19 protein-coding genes are annotated in these 18,831 nt (G+C 61.9%); 13 read left to right on the forward strand and 6 right to left on the reverse strand.

What is annotated here, in order from left to right; translation table 11 throughout:
- Positions 1–25 precede the first annotated feature (25 nt).
- The 9 genes from crcB to AC13C2_RS03020 all read left to right on the forward strand — a co-directional run bounded on the left by crcB (position 26) and on the right by AC13C2_RS03020 (position 7,833).
- Positions 26–391 (forward strand): fluoride efflux transporter CrcB, encoded by a 366-nt coding sequence (gene crcB, locus AC13C2_RS02980; RefSeq protein ID WP_092764438.1) that lies wholly within the window; start codon positions 26–28, stop codon positions 389–391.
- Positions 388–1,428: an RluA family pseudouridine synthase gene (locus AC13C2_RS02985; RefSeq protein ID WP_482885900.1), complete on the forward strand. Its 1,041-nt coding sequence runs from the start codon at positions 388–390 to the stop codon at positions 1,426–1,428. Before crcB ends, AC13C2_RS02985 begins: the two co-directional genes overlap by 4 nt.
- Position 1,429: 1 nt before the next feature.
- Complete coding sequence (locus tag AC13C2_RS02990; RefSeq protein ID WP_175495912.1) at positions 1,430–2,095, forward strand: HAD-IA family hydrolase; 666 nt, start codon at positions 1,430–1,432, stop codon at positions 2,093–2,095.
- Positions 2,092–2,802, forward strand: a complete 711-nt coding sequence (locus AC13C2_RS02995; protein ID WP_482885901.1) for an ATP12 family chaperone protein — start codon at positions 2,092–2,094, stop codon at positions 2,800–2,802. The genes AC13C2_RS02990 and AC13C2_RS02995 overlap by 4 nt, the downstream gene beginning before the upstream one ends.
- A 225-nt stretch (positions 2,803–3,027) precedes the next feature.
- The gene (locus AC13C2_RS03000) at positions 3,028–4,047 is read left to right on the forward strand and encodes an amino acid ABC transporter substrate-binding protein (RefSeq protein WP_092764446.1); all 1,020 of its coding nucleotides are present in this window, start codon (positions 3,028–3,030) and stop codon (positions 4,045–4,047) included.
- A gap of 150 nt (positions 4,048–4,197) precedes the next feature.
- Positions 4,198–5,418, forward strand: coding sequence for an amino acid ABC transporter permease (locus tag AC13C2_RS03005; RefSeq protein ID WP_092764448.1), 1,221 nt, complete (start codon positions 4,198–4,200; stop codon positions 5,416–5,418).
- Between the two features lies 1 nt (position 5,419).
- A complete protein-coding gene (locus AC13C2_RS03010; protein ID WP_092764450.1) occupies positions 5,420–6,718 on the forward strand; it encodes an amino acid ABC transporter permease in 1,299 nt (432 codons plus the stop codon).
- Positions 6,719–6,759: 41 nt separating this feature from the next.
- A complete protein-coding gene (locus AC13C2_RS03015; protein WP_092764740.1) occupies positions 6,760–7,509 on the forward strand; it encodes an amino acid ABC transporter ATP-binding protein in 750 nt (249 codons plus the stop codon).
- Between the two features lie 30 nt (positions 7,510–7,539).
- Positions 7,540–7,833, forward strand: a complete 294-nt coding sequence (locus tag AC13C2_RS03020; RefSeq protein ID WP_482885902.1) for a hypothetical protein — start codon at positions 7,540–7,542, stop codon at positions 7,831–7,833.
- A 149-nt stretch (positions 7,834–7,982) separates the two neighbouring features.
- Here AC13C2_RS03020 and AC13C2_RS03025 read toward each other — a convergent pair whose 3' ends face one another.
- Together AC13C2_RS03025 and phaZ are read right to left on the reverse strand one after the other, a co-directional pair.
- Complete coding sequence (locus tag AC13C2_RS03025) at positions 7,983–8,567, reverse strand: DUF6151 family protein (protein WP_482885903.1); 585 nt, start codon at positions 8,565–8,567, stop codon at positions 7,983–7,985.
- The gene (gene phaZ, locus AC13C2_RS03030) at positions 8,567–9,898 is read right to left on the reverse strand and encodes a polyhydroxyalkanoate depolymerase (protein ID WP_482885904.1); all 1,332 of its coding nucleotides are present in this window, start codon (positions 9,896–9,898) and stop codon (positions 8,567–8,569) included. Before phaZ ends, AC13C2_RS03025 begins: the two co-directional genes overlap by 1 nt.
- Before the next feature lie 124 nt (positions 9,899–10,022).
- Here phaZ and AC13C2_RS03035 point away from each other — a divergent pair, with 124 nt between their 5' ends.
- From AC13C2_RS03035 to phaR, 3 genes are all read left to right on the forward strand, one after another.
- Positions 10,023–11,864, forward strand: coding sequence for a PHA/PHB synthase family protein (locus AC13C2_RS03035; RefSeq protein ID WP_482885905.1), 1,842 nt, complete (start codon positions 10,023–10,025; stop codon positions 11,862–11,864).
- A gap of 152 nt (positions 11,865–12,016) precedes the next feature.
- Positions 12,017–12,460 carry a phasin family protein gene (locus AC13C2_RS03040; protein ID WP_092764461.1) on the forward strand — a complete coding sequence of 148 codons (444 nt, stop codon included), beginning with the start codon at positions 12,017–12,019 and terminating at the stop codon, positions 12,458–12,460.
- A gap of 124 nt (positions 12,461–12,584) precedes the next feature.
- On the forward strand, positions 12,585–13,157 hold the full coding sequence (gene phaR / locus AC13C2_RS03045; RefSeq protein ID WP_092764463.1) for a polyhydroxyalkanoate synthesis repressor PhaR: 573 nt from the start codon (positions 12,585–12,587) through the stop codon (positions 13,155–13,157).
- A gap of 62 nt (positions 13,158–13,219) precedes the next feature.
- On the opposite strand, the gene AC13C2_RS03050 is transcribed toward phaR, so the two are convergent.
- Positions 13,220–14,449, reverse strand: coding sequence for an ABC transporter substrate-binding protein (locus AC13C2_RS03050; protein ID WP_482885906.1), 1,230 nt, complete (start codon positions 14,447–14,449; stop codon positions 13,220–13,222).
- Between the two features lie 66 nt (positions 14,450–14,515).
- Positions 14,516–15,886, reverse strand: a complete 1,371-nt coding sequence (locus AC13C2_RS03055; protein ID WP_482885907.1) for an aminotransferase — start codon at positions 15,884–15,886, stop codon at positions 14,516–14,518.
- 207 nt (positions 15,887–16,093) lie between these two features.
- On the opposite strand from AC13C2_RS03055, the gene otnK reads away from it, so the two are divergent.
- A complete protein-coding gene (otnK, locus tag AC13C2_RS03060) occupies positions 16,094–17,365 on the forward strand; it encodes a 3-oxo-tetronate kinase (RefSeq protein ID WP_482885908.1) in 1,272 nt (423 codons plus the stop codon).
- A gap of 128 nt (positions 17,366–17,493) precedes the next feature.
- On the opposite strand, the gene dtd is transcribed toward otnK, so the two are convergent.
- On the reverse strand, positions 17,494–17,931 hold the full coding sequence (dtd, locus tag AC13C2_RS03065; protein ID WP_339640492.1) for a D-aminoacyl-tRNA deacylase: 438 nt from the start codon (positions 17,929–17,931) through the stop codon (positions 17,494–17,496).
- Positions 17,932–17,941: 10 nt separating this feature from the next.
- A complete protein-coding gene (locus AC13C2_RS03070; RefSeq protein ID WP_092764475.1) occupies positions 17,942–18,823 on the reverse strand; it encodes a carbohydrate kinase family protein in 882 nt (293 codons plus the stop codon).
- Between the last annotated feature and the right edge of the window lie 8 nt (positions 18,824–18,831).

Genomic DNA, 18,831 nt, shown 5'->3' on the forward strand with positions numbered 1-18,831 from the left:
TGCGCCGGGGGCAGACAGGACCGCGATGACTTTCTCGCTTTTCTCTGTCGCGCTCGGGGGCGCGCTTGGCGCGTCGTTGCGCTTTCTCGTCGCCACTGCGCTGATCCGCGACGGGTTTCCGGTCGCCATCCTGTCGGTGAACGTTCTGGGCAGCCTTCTGATGGGTCTGGCGGTTATCGTGCTCGATCGGCTTGGCCTGACGAGCTGGCAGCCGTTCCTGCTGATCGGCGTCCTGGGCGGTTTCACGACGTTTTCGGCGTTTTCTCTGGAGACGATCATTCTGATCGAGCGCGGCCTGCCGGGGCAGGCCCTACTTTACGTCCTGCTGTCGGTTGGCTTTTCGCTTCTGGCCCTGATGACGGGCCTCATCATTGCAAGGAGCCTGACATGAGCGGCGTCCAGACTATTACTGTGGCCGCGGGCGAGGGGGATCAACGGCTGGACCGCTGGCTCAAGCGACGCTTTCCGCAGCTCAATCAGGGCAATGTCGAAAAGGCGTGTCGCAAGGGCGAAATCCGCGTGGATGGCGGACGGGTCAAGGCCAACAGCCGTGTGCAGGAAGGTCAGGAGGTGCGGGTGCCGCCGTTGCCCGAGGACCGTGCGCCTGCAGCACCCCGCCGCGACAAGGTGACGGCAGCCGATGCCGAGATGATCCGCTCCTGCGTAATCTACCGCGACGATCATATCATCGCCCTGAACAAGCCGCCCGGTCTGGCGTCGCAGGGTGGCTCGGGTCAGACGCGGCATGTCGACGGGCTGGGCGATGCCCTGCGTTTCGACAGCGACGAACAGCCCCGGCTGGTGCATCGACTGGACAAGGATACGTCCGGCATCATGCTGATGGCGCGTAACCGGTTGACCGCGGCACAACTCTCCGAGGCGTTCCGCGACCGCGAGACGCGCAAGATCTACTGGGCCGCGGTCGCGGGCACCCCGCATCCAAGGATGGGCACAGTACGGTATGCGCTGGTCAAGGCGGGCGGCGGGGGCGACGGCGGTGAAAAGATGCGGACGGTCCACCCGGACGAGGTCGACGACATCCCCGGCGCGAAACGTGCGGTGACGGACTATGCCGTGCTCGACACTTTGGGGTCGCGGGGCGCGTGGCTGGCGCTGGTGCCGGTCACCGGGCGCACCCACCAGTTGCGCGTCCATATGGCCGAGATGGGGCATCCCATCGTCGGCGACGGCAAATACGGCGGATCCGGGCAAGAGAACCAGGGCGATGGCTGGGGGGCAAGTTTCGGCGGCGAGATCAGCAAGAAACTGCACCTGCACGCCCGTCATCTGTCGCTGACCCATCCGATCACGGGTGCCCGGCTGAGCCTTACGGCCCCGCTGCCCGATCACATGGAGCGGACGTGGAAGATGATGGGCTGGGACGGCCTGGATGTGCCGCTCGATCCCTTTGCCGACGAAGAGGCCTGACATGCTCGTCCTGTTCGATGTGGACGGAACACTTGTCGACACCGATGCGCAGATTGGCGGCATCATGATTTCCGCTTTCGAGGCGGCGGGATTGCCACCGCCCAGCCTGGCGCAGGTCGTCGAAACTATCGGCTTGTCGCTGCCCGAAATGGTAGAACACCTGGCGGCGCAATCCACAGTCACGATCACGATCGATTGCTGTGCGAAGATCGTCGCCGGGTATCGGTTGCGCTTTGCCGACGCGCTGGCCCGCAAGGAAGAACCGCCGGTATTTCCCAATACGGAGACAACGCTCCTGCGGCTGAGGCGGGCTGGCATGACGCTTGGCATCGCCACCGGAAAGTCGCGGCTCGGTGTGGACTATGTTCTGGACGCGATGGACTGGCGCGGGCATTTTCAAACGGTGCAATGCGCAGACGACAATCCCTCCAAGCCCGATCCGACGATGGTGGAGAAGGCCCTGGCCGCAACCGGCACCGACCGGACCCAGGCCGTTCTGGTCGGCGATACATCGTTCGACATGGAAATGGCTGCGGCCTGCGGCGTTCGGGCGATCGGTGTCGCATGGGGGTACCACCGACCGGAGCGTCTGCTATCGGCCGGGGCAGAGACTGTCGTGGACGATTTCGAGACACTCGGGACCCTGTTGCTGGAGTCGAACAGATGAGCGAATGGAAGGCGAAACGATTCTGGAAAACTGCCGAGGTCGAGGTCCTGGACGGTGGGTTCACTGTCCGGCTCGACGGTCGTCCGGTGCGGACCCCGCTCAAGACGCAGATCACGATGCCGACCCGCGCGCTGGCGCAGGGTGTCGCACAGGAATGGCAGGCGCAGGGCGATGTCATCGACCCTTTGTCGATGCCATTGATGCGCGCAGTGAACGCAACGCTGGACAAGGTCGTGCCGCAGCAGGCCGAAGTGGCGCAGAACCTTGGCGATTACGGCGGATCGGACTTGTTGTGCTACCGTGCCGCCGGACCCGAGTCGCTGGTGGCACGGCAAGCGGCGGCTTGGGACCCGATGCTGGACTGGGCTGACGAACGCTTCGGTGCCAGGTTGATCGTAACACAAGGCGTTATCCCGGTCGATCAGCCCGCCAATGCGACCGAGGCATTGCGGGCGCACGTCGCGGCGCTCACCCCTTGGGAGCTGACGGCCCTGTCGGAATTCGTGACCCTGACCGGCAGCCTGATTCTCGGACTTGCCGCGATGGACGGACACACAGCGGACGATATCTGGCCACGCAGTCGCGTCGACGAGGACTGGCAAGCCGAGCAATGGGGTGTGGACGAAGAAGAGGCGACCCGTATCGCCCTCAAACGTGCGGCGTTCCTGCAAGCCGGTGAATACCTCGGGCTTCTTCGGGCCGGTTAAACTCTTGTTGGCGTGTCATCGGGCGTTGACCTTAGGGAAACGTTCATTCCTTGAGCAAATGCATCCTTTCGCGGCATCCTCCCTTGACGTTTGACCCTTCATCTAGTCTCAATTGCGCTAGTGGGGAGGGTGAACATCCTCACATCAAAACCAGCCGCGCCGATGAAACGGTGCGGTGCCGGGCGGGTTTTAGGCCGCTCGGTTCATCAGGAAGAGGTTTAACTCATGAAGAATTCCGTAATTCTCGGCACGCTGGCTGTCGCCGGTCTGGCCGCAGCCGGCGCTTCGGCTGCAACGCTGGATGACGTCAAGGCTCGCGGTACGCTGAACTGCGGCGTCACCACCGGCGTTCCCGGCTTTGCCGAGCCGGATGCCAATGGTGTGTGGCAAGGTTTCGATGTGGCCGTCTGCCGCGCCGTCGCTGCCGCCGTCCTGGGCGACGCCGAGGCCGTTACCTTCGTGCCCACGACCGGCAAGACGCGCTTCACCGCGCTGGCCTCGGGCGAAATCGACGTGCTGGCCCGGAACACGACCTGGACCTTCTCGCGCGATACTGACCTGAAGTTCGACTTCGTCGGTGTGAACTACTACGACGGTCAGGGTTTCATGGTTCCGACCGCATTGGGTGTGGCGTCGGCCAAAGAACTGGACGGCGCGACCGTCTGCATTCAGACCGGCACCACGACCGAATTGAACCTGGCCGACTATTTCCGGGTTAATGGCATGTCCTATGAGCCTGTTCCGATCGAAACCGGGGCAGAAGCCGTCCAGCAGTTCCTGGCCGGTGCCTGCGACGTCTATACGACCGACGCCTCGGCGCTTGCCGCCCAGCGTGCCGGTTTCGCGAATCCGGACGATTATGTCGTGCTGCCCGAGATCGTTTCGAAAGAGCCGCTCGGCCCTCTCGTGCGTCACGGCGACAGCGAGTGGGCGGACATCGTCCGCTGGACGCTGAACGCGCTGATTTCGGCCGAAGAGCTGGGCGTCACCAAGGAGAACGTCGAGCAGATGGCCTCGGCCCCTGGCGACAACCCGGAAATCAACCGTATGCTAGGCACCGAAGGTGAACTGGGCGCAATGATCGGTCTGAGCAGCTCCTGGGCGAAGGACGCGATCGCGGCCGTCGGCAACTACGGCGAAGTGTTCGATGAGAACATCGGTGAGTCTACGCCGATCGGCCTGCAGCGCGGCCTGAACGCGCAGTACAAGGACGGCGGCCTGATTTATTCGCCGCCCTTCCGCTAAAAACATCGGGGAAGGGCGCGGAGCGATCCGCGCCCTTCTTCCATCAACAACAATAATCTCACGGGTAAGGAGCGGCCTTTTTGGGTCCGGTCCGGGGCAAGAAGGCGAAATCGCCCTGTCCTGATACCCTACGGGACACGGGGAAAGCTAATGACCACGATGACGGACCCGCCCAAGGCGGACGGCTTCCGCTTTGGGCAGCTGATCAATGACACGCGATACCGGTCCTACACGTTCCAGTTTATCGCCATCGTTCTTCTGTTCCTGTTCTTCGGCTGGCTGATCAACAACGCGATGAACAACCCGGTGCTGCAACAGGTCGGCATCGACTTCGGCTTCCTGGCGGACCCGGCCGGATATGACATCAATCAGAAGCCGATCGAATACACCAGTCAGAGCACGCACCTGCGCGCTGCACTGGTCGGGGGCATCAATACTCTGATCGTGGCCGTACTTGCCTGTATCACGGCGACTATATTCGGTGTTATCGCGGGCGTTCTTCGCCTGTCGAACAACTGGATCATCTCCAAACTGATGGCGATATACGTCGAGATGTTCCGGAACATCCCGGTGCTGATCTGGATCATCATCATCTTTACCGTCGCGGCGAACACTTTCCCCGCGATTCAGGATTACCGTGGTGACAACCCCACCAATACGCCGCTTCTGGGAATGTTCGCCTTTACCAACCAAGGCGTTTTCATACCCAGTCTCGTCTTCGATGGCGCAGGGGGCTGGATTGTCTTTGCCGTGCTTGCCGCATCGATCCTGGGAATTTTCGCGCTGCGTGGTTATGCCCGGAAAAAGCTGTACGACGAAGGCAAGTTGGTCAAGATCCTATGGCCGTCCATCGCATTGCTGCTCGTGCCGGTGGCGCTGGCCTATTTCCTGCTGGGGCAGCCCATCTCGGTGGAAAACCCGGTCATGGGGCGCTTCCGCTTTGAAGGGGGCTTCCTGCTGCGCCCATCGCTGATCGCACTGTGGTTCGCCCTGTCGATCTATACCGGCGCATTCATCGCCGAGAACGTCCGCGCGGGCATCCTCGCCATCTCCAGCGGCCAGACGGAAGCCGCCGCGGCACTGGGGCTGCGACCCGGCCGCATCATGTCACTGGTCGTTTTGCCGCAGGCGCTGCGCGTCATCATCCCGCCGCTGATCTCGCAGTATCTGAACATCACCAAGAACACGTCGCTGGCGATTGCGGTCGGCTATATGGATCTTACCGGCACATTGGGCGGCATCACGCTGAACCAGACCGGACGGGCGCTGGAAAGCATCCTGCTGCTGATGGCTTTCTACCTCAGCTTCAGCCTGATTATTTCGGCAGTGATGAACGTCTACAACAATTCCGTCAAACTGAAGGAGCGATGACATGAGCGATACCCACGCCCAATCCGTTGCCTTCGTGCGCGACACTGAAATCCCGCCGTCCCCGCCACCCGCGCGCGAAACGGGGGCTATCAAATGGGTGCGCGAAAACCTGTTCTCGGGGCCGATGAACTCGATTCTGACAATTCTGGGGTTGCTGATCGCCTTCTGGCTGCTGTCAGGCCTGATCCCATGGGTCGTGAATGGCACATGGACGGGCAACGATATCCGGGAATGCCGCGAGATCCTGCAAGGGTCGGGCGGGGGGTGCTTTGCTGTCGTTGCCGAACGTTGGCCGCAATTGCTGTTCGGGTTCCAATACCCCGACTATCTGCGGTGGCGCCCATCGCTGGCGTTCGTCCTGTTGTTCCTGGCCGTGCCGCCGATGCTGTTCATCATGTTCCTGCCGCGCTGGACGCTGGCATTGTCAGCGGTCTATCCATTCCTGGCCTATTGGCTGATCTGGGGCGGTACGATCCTGACACCGATCTTCATCGCGCTCGCGGTGCTGTTCGGCTATTTCACATTTGCCAAAATCGAAAAGCGTGGCTTCGTGACAGGGTTGCTGGCCGGCATCGTCGTGGCCGCCGCGATCATCTGGGTCGGAGGCCTGGTGGCTGGCGAATTTTCGCGGTTCGGTCGTCTGGAAGCAGTGGAAAGCCGGGCGATGGGGGGCTTCATGCTCAACCTGATACTGGGCATCGTCTGCGTGTCGCTCTCGATCCCATTCGGCATTCTGCTGGCTCTCGGGCGGCAATCGCGTCTGCCGATCGTCAAAGGCTTCTGCGTTGTCTTCATCGAGTTCGTGCGCGGTGTGCCACTGATCACGCTGTTGTTCGTGGCGAACGTCGTGCTGGCATACTTCCTGCCACCCAATGCGAACTTCGACCTGATCCTGCGGGTGATCATCATGATCACGATGTTCTCATCGGCCTATATCGCCGAAGTGATCCGGGGCGGCCTGGCCGCCTTGCCCAAGGGACAATACGAGGCTGGCGACAGTCTGGGGCTGGACTATGCTCAGTCGATGCGGCTGATCATCCTGCCACAGGCGATGAAGATCTCCATTCCGGGCATCGTCAATGTCGCGGTCGGCCTGTTCAAGGACACGACACTCGTCTCGGTCATTTCGATGTTCGACCTGGTCGGCATGATCCGCGGACCGATCCTGTCATCGACCGACTGGGCCGGTGTCTATTGGGAACTGTGGGCCGCGGCCTGTATCCTGTTCTTCACCGTCTGCTACGGCATTTCGCAATATTCGCAGTGGCTCGAGCGCCAGCTGCGGACCGATCATCACTGAGGATTTCCGACATGGCTATGACAGATACCAACCCGAGCGCCATGACCGTCTCCGACGAGGTGGCCATTGAAATCAAGAACATGAACAAGTGGTACGGCAGTTTCCACGTGCTGCGCGATATTGACCTGACCGTGCAGCGCGGCGAACGGATCGTGATCTGCGGACCGTCCGGTTCGGGAAAGTCGACGCTGATCCGGTGCATCAATGCCCTGGAGGAACATCAGCAGGGCAGCATCATCGTCGATGGCACGCCGCTGTCGTCGGACCTGAAGAATATCGACAAGATCCGGTCCGAGGTCGGCATGTGCTTCCAGCACTTCAATCTGTTTCCGCATCTGACGATCCTGGAAAACTGCACGCTCGCGCCGATCTGGGTTCGCAAGACTCCCAAGAAGGAAGCCGAAGAGACGGCGATGTATTTCCTCGAAAAGGTGAAGATTCCCGATCAGGCCAACAAGTATCCCGGTCAGTTGTCGGGCGGTCAGCAGCAGCGTGTCGCGATCGCCCGGAGCCTGTGCATGAAGCCCCGCATCATGCTGTTCGATGAGCCGACATCGGCGCTGGACCCCGAGATGATCAAGGAAGTTCTGGACACGATGATCCAGCTTGCCGAGGAGGGGATGACGATGCTGTGCGTGACACACGAAATGGGCTTTGCCCGGCAGGTCGCGAACCGCGTTATCTTCATGGATGCCGGTCAGATCGTGGAGCAGAACGAGCCGGAGAGCTTCTTCCTGAACCCGCAGAACGAGCGCACCAAGCTGTTCCTGAGCCAGATCCTGGGTCACTGATCCGTGTAAAATCGGATGTATTACGACTGTATGGCAGAGCGTATTACCTGCGTATTACAGTTCTTTCTGTCAGGTATTGAACACCCCGGTCATTTGGCCGGGGTGTTTTCCGGATTGATGGGAACAGATCATTCTGTTTCAGGCGGCGTTTCCGCAGGCGCGTTCTTTTTCGCTTCGATCTTTTGGGCCATCTTCTTTTCCGCCGGGGTCCGGGGGGCAGGGACGGTGATCCCTTCCTCGCGCATGCGATCAAGGAACTTGTCCGAGAACGTTGCCCAATATCGCTCCGGTGGGATCGCCTCGATGACAAGTTTGATCCAGTAGATCGTCAATCCCGCCACTTCGTCGAAGATCGTGACGTTATCGGTTGTGCGGCACTGTGGAAGGATATCGGCAGTTACGATCTGAGTCCCCCGGAGAAGAGTGGCATTCTGGAGTGCGTAAGTCCGCTCGTTGCCGAGTAGTATGTCCGGCTACTTCCTGACCGCCATCAGCGCCGCGGCGCGTTCTTCTCGGGTCAGGAGCTTCGGCTCACGGGCCGGCGCGCCGTCGTCTCCGAAAAACGGCGTCCCGCGCCATTCACCCGAAAGGTTCTTGGCCGCCATGCGCGACACCATGCGACTGACCATGCGGACCATGCCCTTGTGGGTCTGTTTTCCACCGGGGCCGGGAATGAAGGCCTCGGCCATGATCCTGCCGACGTCATCGGGCTGGTCCAGCCGGTCGGCGTTCATGCCGACATGCACCAGCCGCTGCCTGAGCGGCGTGTGGAACAACGGAGTGCCGCAGCAGGTCGCATACCAGCGCAACGCGCCCCTTGGAGTGTGGCGGAAGACGCGGAGATTTTCGCCGCCCTGCTGAATGCGCACGCGATCCTGCGTGGTTTGCAGGATGTCGACCTTTTCCGGGTCGGCCAGTCCAAGGTGCGTATAGGCCGAGCGGCAATCGGCGCAGTGGCAGAGGATACGCGTGTAGGCGGCGGGAGATATGTCGTACAATTCGCCCCGGAGTTGTCCGCATATGCACGCGAAACCGAGGGTTTTGCCCCCCGTCGCCATCAGATGGCGATTGTTCCGTTGGTGTCGAGCGTTTCGGGCATGTCGTCTTTGATCGCCTGGACGGCCTTGAGCTTCGGCTTGCGACGGACAGGTTTGCTGATGCCCGAGTTGGCGTCGATGAAGTCCAGGACCAGGGGCCGGATGTTTCGCCGCCAGCTGCCCCCCGCGAAGATGCCGTAATGCCCGGCGTCAGGTTCGATGTAGCTGGCCTTCTTGTCGTCCGGCAGGCCGGTCAGCATATCGAGCGCAGCGACGCATTGGCCCGGAGCCGAGATGTCGTCCTTGCCGCCTTCGACCGTCTTGACCGCGACCGAGGTAATCTTGCCGATGTCGACCTGATGGCCGTCGACGACAAAGCGGTTCTGCGCGATCTCCAGTCCCTTGAAGATACGTTCGACCGTGGAGAGATAGAATTCGGCGGTCATGTCCATGACCGAGAGATATTCGTCATAGAACTTGTTGTGCTTGTCGTGGTCCGACGCCGTGCCGTTCGCGACGGCGATGATCTGATCGCGCATCGCCTGCCCGTGCTTTTCGGCGTTCATCGAGATGAAGGACGAAAGTTGCAGCAGACCCGGATAGACCTTGCGACCGACGCCCGCATACAGGAAGCCGACGCGTTGAATCATGCTATGTTCCAACTGGCCCATCGTCACGCGGCGGCCGAAGTCGGTGACGTCGGTGGCGGCGGCGTCCGGGTCGATCGGCCCGCCGATCAGTGTCAGGGTGCGGGGCTGGGCATCCGGGTCCTGTTCTGCCAGCAGCGCGGTCGCGGCCAGCGTCAGGGGGGCGGGCTGGCAAACGGCGATAACGTTGATATCCGGGCCGAGCGCCTTCATGAAATCCACGAGGTAGAGAGTATAATCCTCGACGTCGAACTTGCCGGCGCTGACAGGGATGTCGCGGGCATTGTGCCAGTCGGTGATCCAGACGTCGGCGTCAGGCAGCAAAGACGTGACGGTCGAGCGCAGCAGCGTGGCGTAGTGGCCGGACATCGGTGCCACAAGCAGAATTCTGCGCTGCATCGCATCGCGACCCTGAACCTTGAAATGGATCAGATCGCCGAAATCGCCCTTGACCGTTGTTTCCACTTCGACCGGGTGGTCGAGTTGGTCGTCACCCGGAATGGCGGCAAGGTTCCAGTCGGGTTTTACATTCATGCGTCCGAAGCTGCGCTCGGTCACTTCGCCCCAGGCGGCGAGCATCTTGAACATCGGAAGCGGCATAAGCGCGGTCGCAGGATAGCTGCCCATGGTCCGGGCCGTCGCACCCAGCCAGGCATTCGTGTTTCGGAGCGTTTCCATCATGTCGTAGGCAGCCATGTAGCGCATTCGTGGAACTCCTGTCTGGCGGGCCGGGACAGGCCGTGCCATTCGCTTTAGAACTTGGGTTTTTCAGGTATAGTGAACCCATATATTACTTAGCAGTTGCAGCATGGCGACGGGAAGGCAAGCAATGTCGGATGGCGATCGCGCGAATGCGCACGGACGTGACGAGACCGACACGGGTGCGGACGCACAGACTGAAGCCCTGTCGCGGCTGAACGCGAATCTGGAACGAATTGATGAATTGACCAAAAGGCTGGTCGGCGCGCTCGCGGCCAAGCGCAAATCGGACCAGGGTCTGCAGGGTCCGGGGCCCGAGCTTTATGCCAAGGCGATGGCGGCCTACTGGGCCGAAATGGCGTCGAATCCCGGCAAGCTGATCGAACGGCAGGTCGGCTATTGGGGGCAGGCATTGCGCCATGCGTTCGAAGCACAAACAGCGCTGACGTCGGGCAAGCCCGTGCCCGCGCCCGATGGCCAGCCCGAGGACCGCCGGTTCGCCAACAGGATGTGGTCCGAGCATCCGTACTTCAATTTCGTCAAGCAGCAGTATCAGATCAGCGCCGCCGCCATAAAGGACACGGTTCACGATCTGGAAGGGCTGGACCGGGCCGACAAGCAACGGGTGGAGTTCTTCAGCCAGCAAATTGTCGACCTGTTCGCGCCCACCAACTTTCTGGCGACGAACCCCGAAGCCATGCAGAAGGCCGTCGATACCGAGGGCGATTCACTAGTGAAGGGACTGGAGAACCTGGTCCGGGACATCGAAGCGAACGAGGGCGACTGGCTGGTCACCCTGTCGGACCCGGAAGCGTTTCAGGTCGGGGCCAACATCGCCACCAGCGAGGGCAGCGTCGTCTTCCGCAACCGGATGTTCGAGCTGATCCAATATGCACCGACCACCGAGACGGTGCACAAGACGCCGATTGTCCTGTTTCCGCCGTGGATCAATAAATTCTACATCCTTGACCTGAAACCGGCGAATTCGCTGATCAAATGGATCGTGGATCAGGGGTATACGCTGTTCGTGGTCAGCTGGGTGAATCCGGACGAGAGTTATTCGGACGTCGGTTTCGATACATATGTCGATGAGGGGTTCCTCACGGCCGTCGACGTCGCAAAAGAGATCACGGGTGAAGCAGCAGTCAACGCCATCGGGTATTGCATCGCGGGCACTACGCTAGCAGCCACGCTGGCGCTGATGTCGCGGCGCGGCGATACCTCCATCAAGTCCGCGACTTTCCTGACGACGCTGGCCGACTTTTCCGATCCGGGCGAGATGGGCGTCTTTCTGGATTCCGATTTCATCGACGGGATCGAGCGGGAGTCCAGGGCCAAGGGCTATCTCGACAAGTTTTTCATGGGGCGGACGTTCAGTTATCTGCGGTCGCGCGATCTGGTCTATGGCCCCGCTATCAAGAGCTACATGCTGGGCGAGGCGCCGCCGGCCTTTGATCTGCTGTACTGGAACGGCGACGGCACCAACCTTCCGGGCCCTTTCGTGACGGAATATCTGCGCAAGCTCTGCGTGCGGAACGAACTGGCCAGCACGGGCTTCGACCTGCTGGGCCAGTCCGGCCTGACGCTGGGCGACGTATCGGTGCCGCTGTGCGACATCGCCTGCGAAACGGATCACATCGCGCATTGGCGTGGTGCCTGGCAGACGGCGGCGCAGTTCGGGTCCAAGGACAAGACATTCATCCTGTCGCAATCGGGGCATATCGCAGGCATCGTGAACCCGCCTGCGCGCAACAAATATGGCCATTACGTGAACGAAGTTGCGGCCGACACCCCCGACGAATGGCTAGAGGGCGCGACCTTCCACGAAGGCAGCTGGTGGCCGCGCTGGGAGAAGTGGCTGCGGGGCAGGTCCGGTAAGAAGATCGCGGCCCGTGCCCCCGGTGGCGAGGATCACCCGGTGCTGGACGCGGCCCCCGGAAAATACGTTCTGCCCGAACGCAAATCTGCTTAATCAGCGGAAATTGGCGCAGGCGTGAAAAAATCATGCTGCGGTGCAGAAAAAAACTTGCAATGCCGCACTGCAGCATCTATCTGTCTCTCAGCCGATGAGGAACCGGCCCGATGGTCGGGCAGACCTCTCGACATAGGGATGAGGATTATATCATGACCAAGACGCAAGATTTCACCAAGTACATGACTGACATGATGGGGTCGTTCCCCGTTGACACTTCGGCCATGAGCGAAGCCTTCAAGACCCAGGCCGCTTTCGCCGAGAAAATGTCCAAGGTTGCACTTCAGGCTGCCGAGCAGTCCGCCGAGATCAGCCACAAGTGGACCCGCGAGACCCTGAACAAGATGGCGCCCGTCGCTTCGATCAAGGACGAGCCTGCCGATTACGCCAAGTCGGTCACCGACTTCGCTTCTGCCTCTGCTGAAGTCGCTGCCGAGAACATGGCTGCCTTCGCCGAGATCGCCAAGAAGGTTCAGATGGAAACCGTCGAACTGATGATGGCCGCCGGTAAGGAAGCCCAGGAAGACGCGACCGCCGCCGTCAAGAAGGCCTCGGCCGACGTGACGACTGCCACGAAGAAAGCCACCTCGAAGTAAGAGGTCGATCGACCGGGAAACTGGACGATATTGGGGGGGAGCCATAGGGCTTCCCCCTTTTTGTTTGCCCTTTCGGCGTGGTGCGGCGTAGGCTGTTCTGCACTGCAACAATGGGGGGTCGGACATGGCGGACGAATCGAAGCCGCTGCTGATCAAGCGCTACGCCAGCCGTCGGCTGTATAACACCGAGACCAGCGACTATGTGACGCTTGAAGACATCGCCGGGTTCATCCGGGCGGGGCGCGAGGTCAAGATCGTTGACCTGAAATCGGGCGCAGAACTAACGCGATCCTATCTGCTCCAGATCATTGCGGAACATGAGAGCAAGGGCGAATCGGTATTGCCACTGGGCGTTCTGACCGATCTCGTGCGCAGTTATACCGGCACCGCCCAAAGCGTTGTTCCCGAGTTTCTGGCTTCCAGTTTCGAGATGTTGCGGTCCGGTCAGTCCAAGCTGATCGAGAATATGACCACGATCAATCCGATGGCACAGATGCCGGGCTTCAAGGCCATGCAGGAACAGCAGGCCGCCTTCTTCAAGGCGATGACCGGACGCTGGGCTGAAGGCGAAGGCCCGACCGATCAGGCAGCCGCTGCCCCCGATGCGGATGCGGAAAGTCAATCCAAGGAAGAGCTGGACGCCATCCGAAAGCAGTTGGCTGACATGCAGGCGACGCTGGCCAAGATGAACAAGTAACCGGATACATGACAGTATCGGAAGGGGGCTGGCGCCCCCTTGTTCATGCCTGACAGCAGGCTTTATTGCGCCAGGACGTAGCGTTCCATCAGCAACCGCACTGGGCCGGTCTCGCCGTCGCCGACCAGTCGGATCGCCACGGTATAGCTGCCGGGCAAAAGCCGCGAGACGAGGAAGCTGTCCAGACCGTCCGGCCCGTCGTCGTTTTCTCCGATGCGCCGCCCGACACGGTCGAACAGAACGACTTCGGGGTCGAGGCCGTTGCCGATGACTTCGGTCAGCAGAAGGCCGCCTGCAGGCAGCTCGAGCCGGTACCACGTCGCGTCAGACGAAGTCTGGATCTCTTGCAGGATAGCTGTGTCGAGCGTGCCCAGATCTGTGATCGTCACGCTGTCACCCGCCGTCGGTGCGAATTCGGCGGCGTTCAGACGGCGCAGGCGATCGGCGGCGGGATCAAAGGTTTCCAGCCCGACGGTGATCGGGTTTTCGTTGCCGTTCAGATCCTCGATTTCGATGCAATAGTCACCAGGCTCCAGCCTCTGGGTCAGGTCGATTCGGGAGTTCAGTCCATCGAAATCGTCGTTCTCGGCCAGGACGTTGTGCCGGGCATCAAGCAGGCGGATCAGGGGGTCGCCGTATTCGCTGCTTGCGGTGACAGATATCGGCGTCGCCTCAGCCAAGGTGAAGCCATAGGCGGGCGTGGACCCTGCCGTGTTCGATGCGGACAGGCCTTCCGTCAGGCCTGGGATGTCGAGATCAGTGCCCAACGATGCAGTGTCGGGTTCGAAGCACCCCGCACCGGTGCCGCCGGAATCGATCGGCGCAGCGGCTGAGGGAATGGCGGGCGTGCCAAAGTCCTGATCGCCGCGGCCCAGTTTGACCGAAACATCCGTGACGCCCGATTCATAGCTGCGCGCGGCAAGGCAATAGGTGCCCTCGGCAAGTGTTGTCTGCACCGATGCGCCGAAATCGCCGGCGGAATCGTCGTCGGCGGCGACTTCGACCCCGGCGGCATCATAGACCGAGATATAGGGATCGCCTGCCGGGATGGCGCTGACATCGATCCGCACGTCGGTGTCCTGCGAGAGGGTGAACATCCGCACCAGATGGCCCGCGATGGGCACCTGACCTTCGGTATCGAAAATGTCGTCCGCGATGGTCAGGTCAGACGCGGCTTCCTCCCCGCCGACCCATTCGCCCACCAGTGATATCCCGCCGCAGATCGGCGACTGGGCCAGCGCGGGTCCGGAGAGGGCAATCAGAAGGGTGATGCCTGCGAGAATGCGTTTCATGAAATCCCTCCGAAAATTATGACGTTCCGCAACGGTAGGGGGCCGCTGCCACAAGGGCAACGGCGATCACGCCACGTCGGCGAACACCTGATCCAGCGCGGCAGAGAGCTTGTCGAACATTTCGTCCATCTGCGCGTCGGTCATGATGAAGGGCGGGCACAGCACGATGGATTGACCCAGTGGACGGCACAACAGGCCGTGATCGCCGCAGGTATTGGCGATGCGTTCCGACACCGACAGTTCCGATTCAAACGGCGTCTTGCTGGACTTGTCGCGCACCGCTTCCAGTGCGCCCATCATCCCGCGACCCCGCCATTCGCCGATGTGATCGTGTTGCGCCAGCCTGGCCAACCCGGTCTCGAACCGGGGGATCAGGCGATGGACGTTTTCGAGTAGCCCGCCGTTCAGCACGAGGTCGATGGACGCCAGCGCAATGGCGCAGCCGACCGGATGGCCCGATGCGGTGAAGCCGTGCGGAAACTCCTCAATGATGTCGGTCGCGCGTTGCAGACGGTCGGACAGGTCAGGGCCGAGGATCACCGCCCCCATCGGAAAATAACCTGCCGTCAGCGCCTTGGAGGATATGATAGCATCGGGCACGAAGCCGTAACTTTCGCAGCCCCAGACCGACCCGGTGCGCCCGAATCCAGTGATGACCTCGTCCGCGATGATGGGGATATTGTGCGCCCGCAGAACCGGCAGGATCGCGTCGAAATAGCCCTCCACCGGGGGGATTACGCCGCCTGCACCCTGCACGGGTTCGGCAAAGAACCCGGCGATGGTATCGGCCCCTTCGTTCGCGATCAGTTCTTCCAGTTCGGCCACCAGCCGGGCGAGGAAGTCGGCCTCGCTCTCACCCGGCTGACCTTCGCGCCAGTAGTGCGGGCAGGTCAGGTGCAGGAAGCCGGGCAGGGGCAGGCCGAAAACGGAGTTATAGGGCTTGCCGGTCATCGACGCGCTGACCGCCGTTACGCCGTGATAGGCGTTGACGCGGGTGATGATCTTGCGCGCGTTCGGGCGGCCTTCGCTGGCATGCATGAACCACAGCATCTTGACCATGGTATCGTTCGCCTCGGACCCGGAATTGGTATAGAATACCTTGCCGCTCTCGAAGGGTGAAACCTCGACCAGCGTTTCCGAAAGCATCACCGCCTGATCGGACATCCGTCCGAAAAATGCATGGTATCCGGGAAACCGGGCGTACTGGTCCTGCGCGGCCTTGATCAATCCGGGGTCGTCGAAGCCCGCGATCATGTTCCACAGACCGGAATTCGCATCCAGATATCGCCGGCCTTGGGTATCGAAGACATACGGCCCTTCGCCATGGGTCAGAACGGTTGTGCCGCGCGCTTCGATGGACGGCAGGTCGGTAAACCCGAAGAAGCTGTTCTGCTTGGCGCGGGCGTCCCAGGAATTGGGGCGTGTGGTATCGGACATGATAAACCTCGTGCGTGTCGCGGCGACGCTACGCTTGTCCCGATGCGCCGTCCATCGGGGACTTGGGCCGCGACCGCAGGGTGTGTCGCGACGAACGGGCGCGACCTTCCTGCATCACATGCCGGGCAAAAATACCGGGCGGTCCTGCCCCGTCCTTTCAATACCTTGTCCCTGCGGGGCACTGTGCACGCAGGGGGCGATCCGATCATGAGCAACACGTTTTTCGGCGCAATTGCGGACGATTTCACCGGGGCCACCGATCTGGCCGCGATGCTGTCGCGTGCCGGTGTTCCGGTCACCCTGCGGATCGGCTTGCCGGAGGGTCCCGTGGCAAACGAGACCGCGACCGCATTCGAAGTCATCGCCCTCAAGATTCGCACCGTGCCGCCCGAGGATGCCGTGGCCGAGGCGCGCGCCGCACTGCGCTGGCTGCGGGCGCGGGGGGCGAAGCGCATTTTCTGGAAGTACTGTTCGACCTTCGACAGCACGCCACGCGGCAACATCGGTCCGGTTGCCGATGCGCTGATGTCGGATTTGAAAATCGACCGGACGGTGCACTGTCCTGCCTTTCCGGAAAACGGGAGGCGGGTATTCATGGGCAATCTGTTCGTGAATGACATGCCGTTGAGCGAAAGCCCGATGAAGGATCATCCGCTGACTCCGATGCGCGACTCAAATCTGATGCGTCTGCTTGCGCCGCAGATAAAGCGCCAAACCGGACTGGTGACCTTTCCGACCGTCCGCCGGGGCGCCGAAGCCGTTCGCGATGCCATGGCGACGCTGTCCGGCCATGTCGTTCTGGATGCGGTGGAGGATTGCGATTTGGCCACTCTGGCCGAGGCGCTTCACGATATTCCGTTGATCTGCGGTGGATCTGCCATCGCGCAGCCGCTGCCAGCCCTGTGGCGAAACACCGGAACCATTGGACAGACGGCGACCGCGCCATTGCCCAAAGTGACAGGTGGGCAGATCGTGCTGTCGGGGTCATGTTCGGCGATGACGCGGGCGCAGGTCGGCGTTTATCTGAAGGGCGCGGCCGGGTATCGTCTGGACCCGCTAGAATTGGCCCAGGGCAATCTGGCCGATGCACGTGCCTGGCTCAAGATGCAGGACCCGAATGCGCCCAAGATCGTCTTCGCCACGGCCGAGCCAAAATCCGTGGCGGCGGCGCAAGACCGGCTGGGCGTGGCGAGGGCGGGGGCCTTGGTCGAGGACGCACTGGCGCAACTGGCTATCGACGCCCGCAATATGGGCGTGTCCCGGATCGTGGTCGCAGGCGGCGAAACAAGCGGTGCGGTGACGCGCGCGCTGAATGTCGACCGCCTGACCATCGGGCCTGAGGTCGCGCCGGGCGTGCCCTGGTGCTTTACCGGCAATGGACTGGCACTGGCACTGAAGTCCGGAAACTTCGGGGCCGAGTCGTTTTTCAACGACGCCTTCGAAATGCTGGAGCATGGAGTTGCGTCTGCGACGGGCTGACGAGAAGCTTCCCATACGATATGCGATTACACGCGCCACAGAATGCCGGTGATGCCGCGTCAGTTCTGTGTTTGACCGCCTGCGCCTCCGATCGCTTCGAAATTCAGGGCGTGGCGGCGCCGGGCATCCTAGCGTTCCATCGGAACGGTAACGGGACCGTCATTGACCAGATGCACCGCCATATCCGCCCCGAAACGTCCGGTCTCGACATGAATGCCCGTGGCGCGCAGGGCGGAAACGAAATGCTCGTAGAGCCGTTCACCTTCGTCCGGCGGGGCTGCGGCGGAGAAACCGGGGCGATTGCCGCGTGAGGTATCGGCGGCCAGAGTGAACTGACTGACAACCAGCGCGCCGCCGCCGGTTTCGAGCAGCGAGCGGTTCATGCGGCCGTTGTCGTCACGAAAGATCCGCAGTTTGGCGACACGCTCGGCCAGAGCCTTGGCATTTGGCTCGGCATCGCCCTGCATTGCGCAGACCAGAACCAACACGCCCGGTCCGATGCGACCAACGGTGTCACCTGCAATGTCGACGCGGGCTTCGGTGACACGCTGGACGATTGCTTTCATCGGGGCGGCTTCACAATTCCGATGCCCAGGGCGGGTTGGCCCCGGCCCGAGACACGGTAATCGCGGCGGCGGCGACGCCCAGTTCCAGCGCGGCGCGCAGGTCGCCGTCCGACGGGGCCTGCTTGCCCAAAACACCCGCACGATGCAGCCCGGCGAGGAAGCCCGCATTGAACGTATCACCCGCACCGACGGTATCGACGACCTCCACCCTGTGGGCGGGGACACGGACCTCTGCCTCGCGGGTGATCGCACGCACGCCCGCCGCGCCTTCTGTCAGGCACAGGATGCGTGCCCCCGCGTCCAGAACCTCGTCGGGCGTCATGCCCAGCCAGTCGATGTCGACATCCGACAGCTTGACCACATCCGCCACGGCCAGAAGCCGGTCGAGACGGGCGCGGAAGACCTGGGCATCGCGGATGAAGCCGGGGCGGATGTTCGGGTCGATCATGACCGGAAGATGCGCATTCGTGAGGGTCAACGCTTCATACGCCCGCGCGCAGGGTTCCACCGCAAGGCTGATGCCGCCGATGAACAGCGCGGTGATGCCGCCCATGTCCGGCGCATTCTCGGGCGATAGCATGCGGCCCGCAGTGCCTTCGTCATAGAACGCGTATTCGGCGTGGCCATCGGTCAGCGTCACGAAAGCCAGTGTCGTGGGCCGGTCGCTGATCGCGGCGCGGTTTTGGACGTTGGACGCCGACAGCGCGTCAGACAGACGCACGCCGAACAGGTCCGACGACAGGCCGGTGTGCAGGGCGACCGGCGCGCCAAGACGACCCAATGCGATCGCGGTATTGAAGACCGCGCCCCCGGTCGCAGGGTAGAACCCCGGTCCATCGGAGGTTTCGCGGGGCAGCATGTCGATCAGGGCTTCGCCCGCACAAAGGATCATCGGCTTGG

This window comes from Jannaschia sp. L-14R, from assembly GCF_056857695.1.